Origin of the sequence: Marivita sp. (assembly GCF_048006345.1) — a bacterium.
Lineage (GTDB): Bacteria > Pseudomonadota > Alphaproteobacteria > Rhodobacterales > Rhodobacteraceae > Marivita.
The window spans coordinates 4,190,650-4,206,061 of sequence record NZ_CP180351.1 but is presented as its reverse complement, the minus strand read 5'-3'; the positions used below and the strand labels follow the sequence as shown (position 1 = coordinate 4,206,061).

Sequence of the window (15,412 nt, the reverse complement as noted above, 5' to 3'; positions counted from 1 at the left end):
GATCAAGATGTTTCCAGCCAGATCGACAGCCGCGTCTGGCCCATTGTGATTCTCAAACCGAGGTGACGCCCATGGACGGTACATTGACCCAGAACGATCTCAGCCACGTGGTCGAAGCCGACCGCGCCCATGTGTGGCACCACCTGATCCAGCACAAGCCGTTCGAGACCAACGATCCCCGGATCATCGTCGAAGGCAAAGGCATGCGGGTCTGGGACCAGAAGGGCAAAGAGCATCTGGATGCCGTGTCCGGTGGCGTCTGGACGGTGAACGTCGGCTACGGCCGCGAAAGCATCGCCAAGGCGGTTTATGACCAGCTTCTGAAGCTGAACTATTTTGCCGGTTCCGCCGGGTCGATCCCCGGTGCGCTGTTCTCGGAAAAGCTGATCTCGAAGATGCCGGGCATGACCCGCGTCTACTACACGAACTCGGGGTCCGAGGCGAACGAGAAGGCGTTCAAGATGGTCCGCCAGATCGCGCACAAGCGCTATGGCGGCAACAAGCACAAGATCCTCTACCGTGACCGCGATTACCACGGCACCACCATCGGCTGTCTGTCTGCTGGAGGTCAGGACGAGCGCAACGCGCAGTACGGGCCGTTCACGCCCGGTTTCGTGCGCGTGCCGCATTGCCTTGAGTACCGCGCAGGCGATCAGGGCGCCCCGACCGAGAATTACGGCGAATGGGCCGCTGACCAGATCGAACAGGTGATCCTTCGCGAAGGCCCGGACACAGTCGGCGCGCTCTGCCTTGAGCCGGTGACCGCTGGTGGTGGTGTGATCACCCCGCCGCAGGGCTATTGGGACCGCGTGCAGGAGATTTGCCGCAAGTACGACATCCTGCTGCATATCGACGAAGTGGTCTGCGGCGTGGGCCGCACGGGCACATGGTTCGGCTACCAGCATTACGGCGTGCAGCCCGACATGGTGACGATGGCCAAAGGTGTGGCGTCGGGCTATGCGGCGATTGCCTGCCTTGTGACCACCGAGGACGTGTTCTCGATGTTCAAGGACAATGCCGACGATCCGATGAACTACTTCCGCGACATCTCGACCTTTGGCGGCTGCACGGCTGGCCCGGCAGCGGCGCTGGAGAACATGCGCATCATCGAGGACGAAGGTCTGCTGGAGAACACCACGGCGATGGGCCACTACATGCTGGACCAGCTTCACGCGCTGGCCGACAAGCACGCTGTCATCGGCAACGTGCGCGGCAAGGGTTTGTTCCTGGGTGCCGAACTGGTCGAAGACCGCGAAACCCGCAAGCCGATGGCCGAAAAGCGGGTACAGAAAGTGGTCGCAGATTGCATGCAGCAAGGCATCATCATCGGCGCGACCAACCGGTCCCTGCCCGGCTACAACAACACGCTCTGCTTCAGCCCCGCGCTGATCGCCACCAAGGACGACATCAACCAGATCATCGCATCGGTTGACGAGGCTTTGGGCCGCGAATTTGCGTGAGTGATCCCCTGATCACGGGTCAGCGCCTGAACGCGCTGACCCAACCCGTCGGCTTGCCTCTTGCCGACACATCGCCGCGCCCGGTGCCGCCGCGCACCGCCATGGTGGGGCGATATTGTTCTGTGGTGCCGCTTTCGCTGGATCACGCGGACGACCTTTATACCGCCTTCCGCGCGGATGAAGTGAACCGCATCTGGACCTATTTGCCCAACGGCCCGTACAACGATCCTGCCGACTTCCGGGCATGGGTGAACGAGGCGATCCAGAAAGACGATCCTTTGATGCACGCCATTGTCGTGGACGGGTGCGCCTTGGGTCATGCCAGCTACCTGCGGATCACCCCGGCCAGCGCCAGCATCGAGGTCGGGTTCATCAACCTTTCACCTGCCCTGCAACGCACCCGCGCCGCGACCGAGTTTCAGTTTCTGATGATGCGGCGCGCTCTTGATGAGTTGGGCTATCGCCGATACGAATGGAAATGCGACGCGCTCAACGCACCATCGCGCAAGGCGGCCGAGCGGCTGGGCTTTACCTATGAAGGCACGTTCCGCCAAGCGACGCATTACAAGGGCCGCAACCGCGATACTGCATGGTTTTCGATTATCGACAGTGAATGGCCCGGCCTGAAGCACCGCTTCGAACGCTGGCTTGCTCCAGAGAATTTCGACGACACTGGTACGCAAAAACGCGGCTTAGCGGCGGTGTGACAGTGGAGTGACGCGCAGGCCAAGGCACAAAGCAGCGCCTTGATATGCAGCGCAATGGGTCTATTCCATAAAGACAAACTGGTGTCACTTGGCCCTCTCCATGAAGAATCTGGCAATCACCCCTGCAAAATGCGCAATGGTAATTGGTGCGTTTTGCGGTATGAGGGGCCAATGTTAGCGCTATCGTAACTCTTGACCCGACCGTGGAACCCATCTGGATGAGCATGAAAACCGATATTCTGAACCGTCTGAAATACTCGCTGGGCAAAGATGCCGAGAACGCATCGACCTATGACTGGCGCATCGCGCTGTCGCTTGTCCTGCGCGACCAGATGGTCGAAGCGTGGTTCCGGTCGACCAAGGAAACCTACGCCGCCTCGCCCAAGCGGGTCTATTACCTGTCGATGGAGTTTCTCATCGGGCGGTTGATCGAGGACATGATCTCGAACCTGCGGATGGAGGACGAGGTCAAGACGGCGATTGCCGAACTGGGTCAGGACTATAGCACCATCGTACATGACGAACCCGACGCGGCACTTGGCAATGGCGGTCTGGGGCGGTTGGCGGCCTGTTTCATGGATTCGCTGGCAACCTTGGGCATTCCAGCCTTCGGCTATGGCATCCGTTACGAACACGGTTTGTTCGAACAAAGCTTTGCCCAAGGCCAGCAGGTCGAAAAGCCCGAAATGTGGCTGACCCAGCGCCATGCATGGGAATTCGAACGCCCCGAAGCACAATACCGCATCGGGTTCGGCGGGCATGTTGAACATCACGAAGGTAAGGCGCATTGGCACCCCGGCGAAGTGGTGATGGCAACGGCGCATGACACGCCCGTGGTTGGCTGGAAGGGCGAGTGGGGCAACACGCTCCGCCTCTGGTCTGCAGAGCCATCCAAGGATTTCGACCTCGAAAGCTTCAATCGTGGAGATTACCTCGCCGCCGGTCGGTCCGAGGCGCTGGCGCGCACGATCAGCCGCGTGCTCTATCCCGACGACACCACCGAAAGCGGCAAGGAACTGCGCCTCAAGCAGGAGTATTTCTTCACCGCCGCGTCGATCATGGACCTGCTGCGCCGCTACCTGAAGGATCACGACGACATTCGCGCCCTGCCCGATTACGTGGCGATCCAGCTCAACGACACGCACCCTGCCATCGCCGGGCCGGAACTGGTGCGCATTCTGGTAGACGAGCATGCCATCCCGATGGACGAAGCGATCCCGCTGGCGCGCAAATGTCTGGCCTACACCAACCATACGCTGCTGCCCGAGGCGCTGGAGCGGTGGAGCGAACATCTCATGGGCCGCATCCTGCCCCGGCACCTCGACATCATCCGCGCCATCGAACACGCGCATCAGAGCGAATTCCCCGGCAGCCCCCGTATTCTGGAACATGGCGATGTGCGGATGGGGGAACTGGCGTTCATCATGGCGCACAAGGTCAACGGCGTGTCTGCGCTGCACACCGAACTGGTCAAGGAAACGGTTTTCGCCGACCTGCACCGCATCCATCCGACCCGGATCATCAACCAGACCAACGGCATCACCCCGCGCCGCTGGCTTTATGGCTGCAACCCGTCGCTGCGGCACCTGATCACCGACACGATCGGCGAAGGCTGGGTGACGGACCTTGAACAACTGACCGCGCTGAAAACGCACCGCGATGATGCGGCGTTCATCGAGGCGTTCAACGCGTCAAAGCGCGAGAACAAGGCGAACCTGTCCAATTGGATCGGTCAGACGATGGGTGTCACACTTGACCCTGGCGCGATGTTCGACGTGCAGATCAAGCGCATCCACGAATACAAACGTCAGTTGATGAACCTTCTGGAGACTGTCGCGCTCTGGAACGAGATGCGTGACAATCCGAATGGTGACTGGACCCCACGGGTCAAGATCTTCGGTGGCAAGGCAGCGCCGGGATACTTCGTGGCCAAGGACATCATCCGCCTGATCAACGACGTGGCACAGGTGATCAATGCCGATCCGATCACCGGCGACCGGCTCAAGATCGTGTATCCGCCGAACTACAACGTGACGATGGCCGAACGGCTGATCCCGGCGGCGGACCTGTCGGAACAGATCTCGACCGCTGGCAAAGAAGCATCCGGCACCGGAAACATGAAATTCGCCCTGAACGGTGCGCTGACCATCGGCACGCTCGACGGTGCGAACGTCGAGATCCGCGACCATGTCGGGTCGGAAAACTTCTTCCTCTTCGGTCTGACCGCACAAGAAGTGATGGAGCGCCGCACGCATCACGGCTATTCCCGCGCTGCCATCGAGGCCAGCCCGCGTCTGCAGCGGGTGCTGGGCCAGATCGCCGAGGGGCGTTTTGCACCACATGACCCAAGCCGCTATCATGGGCTTGTGGGGATGCTTTATGACCATGATTATTTCCTCGTGACCTGCGATTTCGACAGCTATTTCGACACGCAGCGCCGCGCCGACACCGCCTATCGCAACCCGGCGAACTGGGCAGCGATGGCTCTGATGAACACCGCCAGCATGGGCTGGTTCTCGTCCGACCGTACGATCAAGGGCTATGCCCGCGACATCTGGGGCGCCGAGAGCCTGACCAAAGCCAAGCTTGGGAAAACGGCATGACACAGGCAGCGCCTCTGATCGACGCCGACGCAGGACACGCAATCGCTCAGGGGCGGCACGGTGATCCTTTTGCGGTGCTGGGCCTGCATGAGGTTGCTGGCACTCTGGTCATGCGCGCGATGCGACCCGAGGCGGACAGTGTCGAGGTGATCGACGCCAAGACCGGGCGCGCACTTGTCACGCTTGAGCGGGTCGCGGATGGGCTTTTTGCGGGCGTGATCCCGCGCAGAAAAAAGCGCTTTGCGTACCGCCTTCGCATGACACGCGGCAGCGATGTCTGGGAAGAACAGGACGCCTATGCCTTTGGCCCTAAGCTGGGCGAGATGGACGAGTACCTTCTGGGCGAAGGCACACATAACCAGCTTTGGGATGCACTTGGCGCGCATGTCTGCATACTGGAAGGCGTAGACGGCACGCATTTCGCCGTCTGGGCGCCGAATGCTTTGCGCGTGTCCGTTGTGGGTGACTTCAACGGGTGGGATGGCCGCCGCCACGTGATGCGCCGCCGGGGTGCCACCGGCGTGCATGAGATTTTCCTGCCTGGACTGGGCGATGGGACGGTCTACAAGTACGAAATCATCGACGGCGCGGGCAACCTGCTGCCGCTAAAGGCCGACCCGGTCGGGTTCGGCGCGGAATTACCCCCTGCAACGGCGTCGGTCGTACGTGATCTGCGTGAATTTGAATGGTCCGATGCCGGGTGGCTGTCCAAGCGCGGGGCGAAGCAGAAGATCGACCAGCCGATTTCTATATACGAAGTGCATCTGGAAAGCTGGCGGCGCGTGCCGGAAGAGGGCAACCGGTCGCTCACCTATCTCGAACATGCGTCGATGCTGGTAGATTACGCTCGCGACATGGGCTTCACCCATATCGAACTGACGCCTGTATCCGAGTACCCGTTCGGCGGATCGTGGGGCTATCAGCCCGTGGGCCTTTTTGCGCCAACATCCCGTTTTGGCACTCCGCAGGAGTTTCGCGCCTTTGTAGATGCCTGCCACAAGGCGGGCCTTGGCCTGATCATCGACTGGGTGCCGGGGCATTTCCCGACTGACCAGCACGGGCTGGGCCGGTTCGACGGCACGCCGCTTTATGAACACGCCGACCCCAAGGAAGGCTTCCACCCCGACTGGAACACGCTGGTCTACAACTATGGCCGGACAGAGGTGCAGAACTTCCTGATCGCCAACGCGAAATTCTGGTTCGAGGAATATCACATCGACGGACTGCGCGTGGATGCCGTGGCCTCCATGCTCTACCGCGATTATTCGCGCAAAGAGGGTGAATGGGTCCCCAACCAGCATGGCGGGCGCGAGAACCTTGAGGCCATCGCCTTCATGCAGCGGATGAACGAAACGGTCTATGCCGCCGACGACAGCATCCTGACCGCCGCCGAGGAAAGCACCGCCTTTCCGGGCGTGAGCGCCCCGACAAGCACGGGCGGTCTGGGCTTCGGCTTCAAGTGGAACATGGGGTGGATGAACGACACCCTTCGCTACATGGCTGAAGACCCGATCAACCGGAAGTATCACCACGACAAGATGACCTTCGGGCTGCATTACGCCTTTTCGGAAAACTTCATCCTGCCGATCAGCCATGACGAGGTGGTGCATGGCAAAAGGTCGATGCTGGGCAAAATGCCGGGCGACGACTGGCAGCGCTTTGCCAACCTGCGGGCCTATTATGGGTTCATGTGGGGGCATCCCGGCAAAAAGCTGTTGTTCATGGGCTGCGAATTTGCCCAAGCGCAAGAGTGGAACAACGAGACCAGTCTGGACTGGCATCTGCTCGACCACGCCCCGCACAAGGGCATGCAGAGCCTCGTGCGCGATCTGAACTCGCTCTATCGCACGACGCCCGCGCTTTTCGAGAAGGACACGTCGCAGGACGGGTTCCGCTGGATCGATGGCGGCAACGCGGCGGATTCGGTGTTTTCGTGGGTCCGATACGGCAAAGAGGGCACGCCGCCGGTTCTGGTGGTTGCGAATTTCACACCGGTGCCGCGCACCAATTACCGCATTGGCGTGCCACACACGGGCCACTGGGCGGAAAAATTCAACTCTGATGCCGCGATCTATGGCGGCACGGACACAGGCAATCCGGGCGGTGCTGACGCACAGGAGATGTCGATGCACGGCTGCCCATATTCCATTGAGATCACCGTGCCGCCGCTGGCGACCGTGTTCTTTCAACTGTCGGACAGCTGAGGACGCAGATGACAAAAAGGGGGAGGAAAGACATGAGAGAAGACAGGTTCAGCCTGGCGCAGCAATCCATGGCGTTCATTCTTGCAGGGGGCCGAGGAAGCCGCCTGAAGGAAATGACCGACATCCGCGCCAAACCCGCCGTCTATTTCGGCGGCAAGACACGGATCATCGACTTTGCCCTGTCCAACGCGGTGAATTCCGGCATCCGGCGGATCGGTGTCGCGACGCAGTACAAGGCACACAGCCTGATCCGGCATATGCAGCGCGGCTGGAGCTTCTTCCGGGCCGAGCGCAACGAGTCGCTGGATATTCTGCCCGCCTCCCAGCAGATCAACGAGGACAACTGGTACAAGGGCACCGCCGACGCCGTGACCCAGAACATCGCGATCATACGCGGCTATGGGCCCAAATACGTGCTGATCCTTGCAGGCGACCACATCTACAAGCAGGACTACTCCTTCATGATCGAAGAGCATGTCCGCTCTGGCGCCAAGGTCACGGTGGGCTGTATCGCCGTGCCGCGTGAAGAGGCCAAGGGTTTTGGCGTCATGCATGTCGACGACAACGACAAGATCCTCGATTTCGTGGAAAAGCCCGCCGATCCACCTTCCATGCCCGGTGACGAAACCAAGTCGCTGGCCAGCATGGGCATTTACGTGTTCGAGGCTGAATACCTTTACGAGATCCTCGAAAAGGACGCGCAGAACCCCAACTCGGAAAACGATTTCGGCAAGGACATCATTCCAGCCATCGTCGCCGAGGGTGGTGCGCGGGCGCATCCGTTCAGCCGCTCCTGCGTCATGTCGGGGCTGGAAACCGAACCCTATTGGCGCGACGTAGGAACGATCGACGCCTATTGGCAGGCCAATATCGACCTCACGGATTTTGAACCAGCGCTGGATATCTACGCGACCGACTGGCCGATCTGGACCTATTCGGAACTGACCCCACCCGCGAAGTTCATCCATAACGAAGAAGGCAGACGCGGTCAGGCGGTGTCGTCCATGGTGTCGGGCGGGTGCATCATCTCGGGCTCATCGCTGTATCGGTGCCTGCTGTTCACCGGTGTGAAGACCCATTCCTACTCGCAACTCGAAGGTGTGGTCGCCCTGCCCTACGCCGAGGTGGGCCGTCGCGCCTACCTCAAGAACGTGATCCTCGATCGGGGTGTGAAAATCCCACCGGGCATGATCGTGGGTGAAGACCCCAAGGAAGACGCCAAGCGGTTCCGCCGCACCGAGAATGGCATCTGCCTGATTACACAAGCGATGATCGACAAGCTGGGAAAGTGACATGAATGTCCTGATGGTGGCTTCGGAATGTGCGCCCTTCGTGAAAACGGGGGGACTGGCGGATGTGGTCGGCGCCTTGCCCGCCGCTCTGTCACGGGTGGATGTGGATGCACAGGTGGTGCTGCCCGCCTATCCGCCACTGTTTCCGTTGCTGCCTGAAGGGACTGAAGTCGCGCGGTTCGACGACCTGCCCGGCGGGTCCGGGCGCATCGTCAAAGTCACGGCTCAGGGCATTACGCTTTTGCTTCTGGACGCGCCGCAATTGTTCGACCGTCCCGGCGGGCTGTACGTCGATGAAAACGGCAAGGATTGGACCGACAACCACCTGCGCTTTGGCGCGTTGTCGATGGCAGGTGCCCGCATCGCGATGGGGGCCATCGACGGCTACCAGCCGGATGTCCTGCACGTCCATGATTGGCAGGCGGCCCTTGCGCCCGTCTACCTGCGCATGGCCGGGCGCGACAGACCGCGGTCGATCCTCACCATCCATAACATTGCGTTCCAAGGCAGGTTCGGCCCGCAGGTTCTGGATCGCCTGCACCTCAAGACCGACTGGTTCCACCCCGAAGGTCTGGAGTTCCATGGCGATCTGAGCTTCCTCAAGGGTGCTTTGATGTTCTCGGACCGGATCACCACGGTCAGCCCGACCTATGCGCGCGAAATCCTGACGCCGGAGTTCGGCATGGGGCTTGAGGGTGTGTTGCAGGCGCGGGCCGGAGCCCTGAGCGGTGTGCTGAACGGGATCGACACCGACGCGTGGAACCCGGCAGACGACACCGCTTTGGCCCAGACCTATGATGCCAAGACACTGAAACGAAAAGCAGACAACAAAACCGCCCTGCGCGCGAAGCTGGGGCTTGATCCCGAAAGCTCCGGGCCTTTGCTTTGCGTGGTCAGCCGCTTGACCAACCAAAAGGGACTGGATGCCTTGCTGGACGCCGTGCCGCATCTGGTCGAGGGCGGGGCGCAACTGGCGGTGTTGGGCACCGGCCAGCCCGAACTGGAACAGGGGTTCCGCGATGCGGCACTAGCCTATCCCGGTCAGGTTGCCACCCATATCGGCTACGACGAGGGGTTGTCTCATCTGTTTCAGGCCGGCAGCGATGCGATCCTGATCCCATCCCGGTTTGAACCCTGCGGGCTGACGCAGTTGTACGGTCTGCGATACGGCACGCTGCCGGTTGTGGCACGCACAGGCGGGCTGGCCGATACGGTGATCGACGCGAACGTCGCAGCCATTCTTGCCAAGGCCGCGACGGGGTTCGTCTTCACCGATGTCAGCGCCCTCGGGATCGCGCAGGTGATCGAGCGCGTGGTCGAGGCTTATGCCGATCCGAAACTGTGGCAATCCATGCAGCGCGCCGCTATGCGTCATCCCGTGAGCTGGGACAGCTCTGCCCAAGCCTATCGTGACCTTTACGCCGAACTTGTCTGATGACCTATCACGCCACCGTTTCTGCAACGCTTGAACCCGGCTCTCCGTCGCGGTTGGGGGCACATTTCGACGGTGGCGGAACGAATTTCGCGGTGTTCTCGGAACATGCGCAACAGGTGTTCCTCTGTCTGTTTTCACCGGATGGCACCCGCGAGGAAATGCGCCTGCCGCTGCCTGAACGCACAGGGGCGGTGTGGCACGGGTATCTGCCGGGGGTGCAACCCGGCACGCTTTACGGCTATCGCGCGTCCGGACCATATGCGCCTGAAGCCGGGCATCGGTTCAACCGCAACAAGCTGCTGATTGACCCCTATACGCGCGAGTTGCACGGCACGTTCACGGATCATACCGCGACCTTTGGATATCAGCACGCCTCACCCGAGGCGGACCTGTCCTTTGACAGCCGTGACAGCGCGCCCTTTGTGGCAAAGTCGGTAGTGTCGGACCCGGCGCTTTTCCCGCTGGACGCGCGCCCCCTGTCCAAGGGCTGGCAGGACACGCTGATCTATGAGGCGCATGTCAAAGGGCTGACCATGCGCCATCCGGGCGTGCCCGAGGCTCTGCGCGGCACATACGAGGGCTTGGCCTCACCTGTCATGCTGGATCACCTGACACGGCTCGGCGTGACGGCGGTGGAATTACTGCCCGTTCAGGCGATCAAGTCCGAAGGCGCGCTGTCCGGGCGCGGGCTTGTGAATTACTGGGGCTACAACACGGTCGGGTTCTTTGCACCCGAACCTCGCTATTTCGGCCCCGAAGGCGTGCGCGGGTTCCGCGCGATGGTGGATCGGTTCCATTCTGCCGGAATCGAGGTGATCCTTGATGTGGTCTACAACCATTCAGCCGAGGGCGATCACCTTGGTCCAACATTGTCGTTCCGAGGACTGGACAACGCGTCCTACTACCGGCTTCAGGACGACGCGCCGCGCTATTACGTGAACGACACGGGTTGCGGCAACACGCTCAACGTAACGCATCCCTTCGTCACCCGCATGATCCTCGACAGTTTGCGCTTCTGGGTGCAGGCGATGGGGGTCGACGGCTTCCGCTTTGATCTGGCAGCCACCCTCTGTCGCGAAGCGGACGGCTTCGACCGCACCGGGCGCTTCATGACCGCACTGCGGCAAGACCCGGTGCTGGCCGAGGTCAAACTTATCGCGGAGCCGTGGGACATCGGCCCCGGTGGGTATCAACTGGGCGGATTTCCAGCCAAGTTCGCCGAATGGAACGACCGTTACCGCGACACCGTGCGCAAGTTCTGGCGCGGCGATGCGCATGGCGCGCAGGAGCTGGGATCGGCGCTGCTCGGCACGGCCTATATCTTTGACAAGCGGGGGCGGCGGGTTTGGTCGTCGGTCAATTACGCCGCCTCGCATGACGGCTACACGCTGGCCGACACGACGCAATACGAAGAACGCCACAACGAGGCCAATGGCGAAGGCAACCGCGACGGGCACAAGGTCAACTACAGCGACAATTTCGGCGTTGAAGGACCAAGCGACGATCCCGTGATCTGTGCCCAGCGCGCAAGGCGGCATCGCAACATGCTGGCCACGGTGTTCCTGTCGCAAGGCACGCCGATGCTTCTATCAGGCGACGAAGGCGGGCACACGCAGAACGGCAACAACAACGCGTATTGCCAGGACAACGCCACCACGTGGATCGACTGGGCGTCACAGGACCCCGACATGATCACCTTCACCGAAGCGCTGTCGCGGTTCCGGCATGCGACTCCGATCCTGCGCCAGATGGATTTCCTGCATGGCGCGACCCGCCCGACCGACCGGCGCAAGGATGTGGAGTGGCGCGGTTTCGATGGCAAACCGCTGAACTGGGGGGACAGCACGCTGTCGAGCCTGTGCCTGCACCTGCGTGGCAATGCCGAAAGCGTGGCGGGCAAGGCTCTGACCGATGAGGTGTTCCTGGCGTTCAACCGCACGGATGATGATCTGGACCTCATGCTTCCGTCCACAGCCCCCGATCTGTGGCTGCGCGAGATCGACACGTCCGAGCCTGTGCAGACCGCGACGCCCATCGTCGGCGAGCGCGTCAGCGTGCCTGCCCATTCGGTCAGCGCCTTTGTCCTCAAGCCTGGGTCCGCGCAATGAGCAACACAGACGACGCATTGCGCGCGCTGGCCAAGGCAAAGGGCATCTACCTTGATTTCTATGACCTGCATGGTGCGCGGCACGATGCCAGCCCCGACACATTGCGCGCATTGCTCAAGGCCTTGGGCACCGACGCGGACAACCCCGCTTTGGTGTCAGACGCCTTGGCAGCCCAAGCGGAAGATGGTGGACCGACCGAGGTGATCGCCTTTGCCGGGGACCCGATCACGATCCCCGCGCCCGGCCCCTGCGACTGGTCTGTGCTCAATGAGACAGGACAGGTGGTGGCCGAGGGCCGCGCCAAGGGTGTGATTGATCTGCCGCGCCTTGGTGTCGGGTATTACGACCTGCAGATGAGCGGCAAACACCCGGGCCAGTGTTTTGTCATGGTCCGTCCGCACCGCGCGCCTGATTTGGCGTCGAAATCCCGCAGTGACCGGTGCTGGGGTACGACCGGGGCGCTTTACGGTTTGCGCTCGGAGTCGAATGGCGGGCTGGGCAGTTATGCCGATCTCGGCGCGGTTTCCGCGACCTTCGGGCGTGTCGGTGCGCACTTCCTTGGGGTCAATCCGCTGCATGCGCTGGGCTGGGCGATGGAGGAGATCATCAGCCCCTATTCGCCCTCGCATCGCGGAATGTTCAACATCGACCATATCGCGATTGAGGGCGGTCTCGAGCCGACGCCAAACTCGGGTCTTGTCGACTACGCCGCCTTTCGCCATCGCCATCGCGCGGCGTTGGGGGCACAGTTCAAGACACGCGACAAACCGGCATTTGCGGCATGGTGCGAGACCTGTTCAGACGAAACCCGCCAGTTCGCCGAGTTCGAGGCCATCAGCGAAACGCATGGGCATGATTTCCGCACTTGGCCCGCCGCTCTGCAAATACCCGGAGCGGCAGCGCGCAAGGCTGCGGGGAAACGCGCCGAGTTCCATCTGTGGTTGCAATATCTGGCCGACACCCAGATCGACGCGGCACAGCGCGACGCCTGTGCCGCCGGGATGGCGCTTGGCCTCTATCTCGATCTTGCGGTTGGCCCGCGCCCCGATGGGGCAGAGGTCTGGATCAACGCGGACACGATTGCCAAAGGCGTCACCATCGGTGCGCCACCCGATCACCTGAGCCCTGAAGGCCAATCCTGGGCGCTTGCGGCCCATGCCCCCGGACCTTTGGCGCGCGCGCGGTATGCGCCGCTGCGGTCGATGCTGCGGCGGCTTATGGCAAAATGCGGCGTGTTGCGGATCGACCATGCACTTGGGCTGTTGCGCAGTTATTGGCTGCCCGATGATGGCAGTCCGGGTGGGTATATCACGCAGCCGCTCGAGTCCCTGCTGGCGGTGATTACCATCGAAGCACATCGTGCGGGCTGTCTCGTGGTCGGCGAAGACCTTGGGCTGGTGCCCGACGGGTTCCGGAATGCAATGAACGACGCGGGGCTTTACAGCTATGCGGTCTGGCAGTTCGAGGGCACCCATCTGGGCGACATCCTGCCTGCGGACACCCTTCCGCCCTACAGCCTTGCCTGTTTCGGCACCCATGACACGCCGACGCTGAACGGGTTCTGGCATGGCACTGACATCGAATGGTGGCAGAAGGTCGGCTGGCTGAACTCCGGCGATCGCGCCGCGCGGCACAGCCACCGCGCCAAACAACGCGCGAGCTTACGGGATGTTTGCGCCATTCCGAGCACGGCACCGATTGGCGAAATCGCCGACATGATCCATCGCGGTTTGGCACAGTCGCCCGCAGCTTTGGTGTCGGTTCAGATGGACGATGTATTCGGTGAGCTTGAGGCACAGAACCTGCCCGGCACGATCAACGAACACCCGAACTGGCGACGTCGGCTAAGTGTTCCCATCGAGGCGATGGAACAGAGCACCGCCTTGCGACATATTTCAGACGTGATGTCCCACGCCCGCGGCGGACCCGCACAATACGACGACACGGACCACCCCAAGGAGGTACCCGCATGACGATCCTGACCCAGACCTGCACCCCGTTCGAGGGCCAGAAACCCGGCACCTCGGGCCTGCGCAAGAAGACCCGCGTCTATATGCAGCCGGGCTATGTGGAATGCTTCGTGCAGTCGATCTTCAACGCAATCGGTGGCGTTGCGGGCAAGACGCTGGTGATCGGCGGGGATGGACGGTACTTCAACGCCGAAGCGATCCAGACGATCCTGCGCATGGCCTCGGCCAATGGCGCGACGCTGGCGATTGTCGGTCAGGGCGGGCTTCTGTCCACCCCGGCGGCGTCGAACCTGATCCGACAGCGGGGGGCCGACGGTGGTCTGATCCTGTCGGCCAGCCACAACCCCGGCGGCATCGACGAGGATTTCGGCCTCAAGTACAACATCTCGAACGGCGGACCTGCGCCCGAGGCGATCACTGACGCCATCTTCGAGCAGACGAAAACCATCAGCAGCTACAAGACGCTGGATACGGGCGATATCGACCTTGGGCAGATCGGGACAGTGGCGCTGGGCGACATGGCGGTGGAGATCGTTGATCCGGTCGACGACTACGCCGCGCTGATGGAAGACCTGTTCGACTTCGCAGCCCTGCGCGCGCTGTTCGCCAGCGGCTTCACCATGAAATTCGACGCGATGCATGCAGTGACCGGGCCCTATGCCAAGACCATTCTGGAGGACACTCTGGGCGCGCCTGCGGGTACGGTGCTGAACGGTGTGCCGTCGGTGGATTTCGGAAAGGGCCACCCCGACCCGAACCCGATCTGGGCCAAGCCGCTGGTCGATCTGGTGATGTCCGAGGATGGACCTGACTTTGCCGCCGCCTCGGACGGGGATGGCGACCGCAACATGATCCTTGGTCGTGGGGTCTATGTGACACCATCCAACTCGCTGGCTGTGCTGGCCGCCAACGCGCATCTGGCCCCCGGCTATGAGCGCGGTATCGCCGGGGTGGCAAGGTCGATGCCGACGAGCGGAGCCTGTGACCGGGTGGCCGAGGCGCTGGCGGTCGAGTGTTTCGAAACACCGACGGGCTGGAAATTCTTCGGCAACCTGCTGGACGCCGGGCGCGTGACGCTCTGTGGAGAGGAAAGCGCGGGCACGGGCAGCGACCATGTGCGCGAAAAGGACGGGCTGTGGGCGGTGCTGCTGTGGCTGAATATTCTGGCGGTGCGCAAGATGTCGGTGAAAGACATCCTGCAGGACCATTGGCAGACCTATGGCCGCAACTACTATTCGCGCCACGACTATGAAGCCGTAGACTCGGCAGCGGCGAACGGCTTGATGGCCGACCTGACGATGAAGCTGGACGCTTTGGCCGGGCAGACCTTCGGGGCCTGTACGGTGACGATGGCGGACAGCTTTTCCTACCATGATCCGGTGGACGGGTCGGTGAGCCACAATCAGGGGCTTCGCATCAACTTCGATGGGGGTGGTCGCGCCGTGCTGCGGTTGTCCGGCACTGGGACAGAGGGCGCGACGTTGCGTGTCTATCTGGAGCGGTATGAAGCGCCCGAGGGCAATCTGAACATCGAGACACAGGCGGCGCTCAAGGACATCGCAGAGGCGACGGCGCTGATCAGCGGTTTGACCGAGCGCACCGGACGGACAGCGCCAGACGTGATGACCTGAGC

The 15,412-nt window shown here is 61.9% G+C and carries 9 protein-coding genes; all 9 read left to right on the top strand.

What is annotated here, in order from left to right; genetic code table 11:
* The first annotated feature begins 71 nt into the window (after nucleotides 1-71).
* The 9 genes from ACMVPR_RS20440 to ACMVPR_RS20400 all read left to right on the top strand — a co-directional run bounded on the left by ACMVPR_RS20440 (nucleotide 72) and on the right by ACMVPR_RS20400 (nucleotide 15,410).
* A complete protein-coding gene (locus ACMVPR_RS20440) occupies nucleotides 72-1,460 on the top strand; it encodes an aspartate aminotransferase family protein (RefSeq protein ID WP_416884361.1) in 1,389 nt (462 codons plus the stop codon).
* Nucleotides 1,457-2,167 (top strand): GNAT family N-acetyltransferase, encoded by a 711-nt coding sequence (locus tag ACMVPR_RS20435; protein WP_416884360.1) that lies wholly within the window; start codon nucleotides 1,457-1,459, stop codon nucleotides 2,165-2,167. Before ACMVPR_RS20440 ends, ACMVPR_RS20435 begins: the two co-directional genes overlap by 4 nt.
* A 224-nt stretch (nucleotides 2,168-2,391) precedes the next feature.
* Nucleotides 2,392-4,770 (top strand): glycogen/starch/alpha-glucan phosphorylase, encoded by a 2,379-nt coding sequence (locus tag ACMVPR_RS20430; RefSeq protein WP_416884359.1) that lies wholly within the window; start codon nucleotides 2,392-2,394, stop codon nucleotides 4,768-4,770.
* Entirely contained in the window at nucleotides 4,767-6,974 is a 2,208-nt protein-coding gene (gene glgB, locus ACMVPR_RS20425) for a 1,4-alpha-glucan branching protein GlgB (RefSeq protein WP_416884358.1), read from the top strand. Before ACMVPR_RS20430 ends, glgB begins: the two co-directional genes overlap by 4 nt.
* Before the next feature lie 32 nt (nucleotides 6,975-7,006).
* Complete coding sequence (glgC, locus tag ACMVPR_RS20420; RefSeq protein WP_300584604.1) at nucleotides 7,007-8,266, top strand: glucose-1-phosphate adenylyltransferase; 1,260 nt, start codon at nucleotides 7,007-7,009, stop codon at nucleotides 8,264-8,266.
* Between the two features lies 1 nt (nucleotide 8,267).
* Nucleotides 8,268-9,701 (top strand): glycogen synthase GlgA, encoded by a 1,434-nt coding sequence (gene glgA, locus ACMVPR_RS20415; RefSeq protein WP_416884357.1) that lies wholly within the window; start codon nucleotides 8,268-8,270, stop codon nucleotides 9,699-9,701.
* Nucleotides 9,701-11,809, top strand: coding sequence for a glycogen debranching protein GlgX (gene glgX / locus ACMVPR_RS20410; protein ID WP_416884356.1), 2,109 nt, complete (start codon nucleotides 9,701-9,703; stop codon nucleotides 11,807-11,809). Before glgA ends, glgX begins: the two co-directional genes overlap by 1 nt.
* Nucleotides 11,806-13,782: a 4-alpha-glucanotransferase gene (malQ, locus tag ACMVPR_RS20405; protein WP_416884355.1), complete on the top strand. Its 1,977-nt coding sequence runs from the start codon at nucleotides 11,806-11,808 to the stop codon at nucleotides 13,780-13,782. The genes glgX and malQ overlap by 4 nt, the downstream gene beginning before the upstream one ends.
* Nucleotides 13,779-15,410, top strand: a complete 1,632-nt coding sequence (locus ACMVPR_RS20400) for an alpha-D-glucose phosphate-specific phosphoglucomutase (protein WP_416884354.1) — start codon at nucleotides 13,779-13,781, stop codon at nucleotides 15,408-15,410. Before malQ ends, ACMVPR_RS20400 begins: the two co-directional genes overlap by 4 nt.
* The last annotated feature ends 2 nt before the right edge of the window (nucleotides 15,411-15,412 follow it).

Excerpts from the sequence above, each read along its gene's own strand:
- glgX (WP_416884356.1), top strand. The coding sequence starts at position 9,701 with ATGACCTATCACGCCACCGTTTCTGCAACGCTTGAACCCGGCTCTCCG.
- ACMVPR_RS20400 (WP_416884354.1), top strand. The coding sequence starts at position 13,779 with ATGACGATCCTGACCCAGACCTGCACCCCGTTCGAGGGCCAGAAACCC.
- ACMVPR_RS20430 (WP_416884359.1), top strand. The coding sequence starts at position 2,392 with ATGAAAACCGATATTCTGAACCGTCTGAAATACTCGCTGGGCAAAGAT.
- malQ (WP_416884355.1), top strand. The coding sequence starts at position 11,806 with ATGAGCAACACAGACGACGCATTGCGCGCGCTGGCCAAGGCAAAGGGC.
- glgC (WP_300584604.1), top strand. The coding sequence starts at position 7,007 with ATGAGAGAAGACAGGTTCAGCCTGGCGCAGCAATCCATGGCGTTCATT.
- glgB (WP_416884358.1), top strand. The coding sequence starts at position 4,767 with ATGACACAGGCAGCGCCTCTGATCGACGCCGACGCAGGACACGCAATC.
- glgA (WP_416884357.1), top strand. The coding sequence starts at position 8,268 with ATGAATGTCCTGATGGTGGCTTCGGAATGTGCGCCCTTCGTGAAAACG.
- ACMVPR_RS20440 (WP_416884361.1), top strand. The coding sequence starts at position 72 with ATGGACGGTACATTGACCCAGAACGATCTCAGCCACGTGGTCGAAGCC.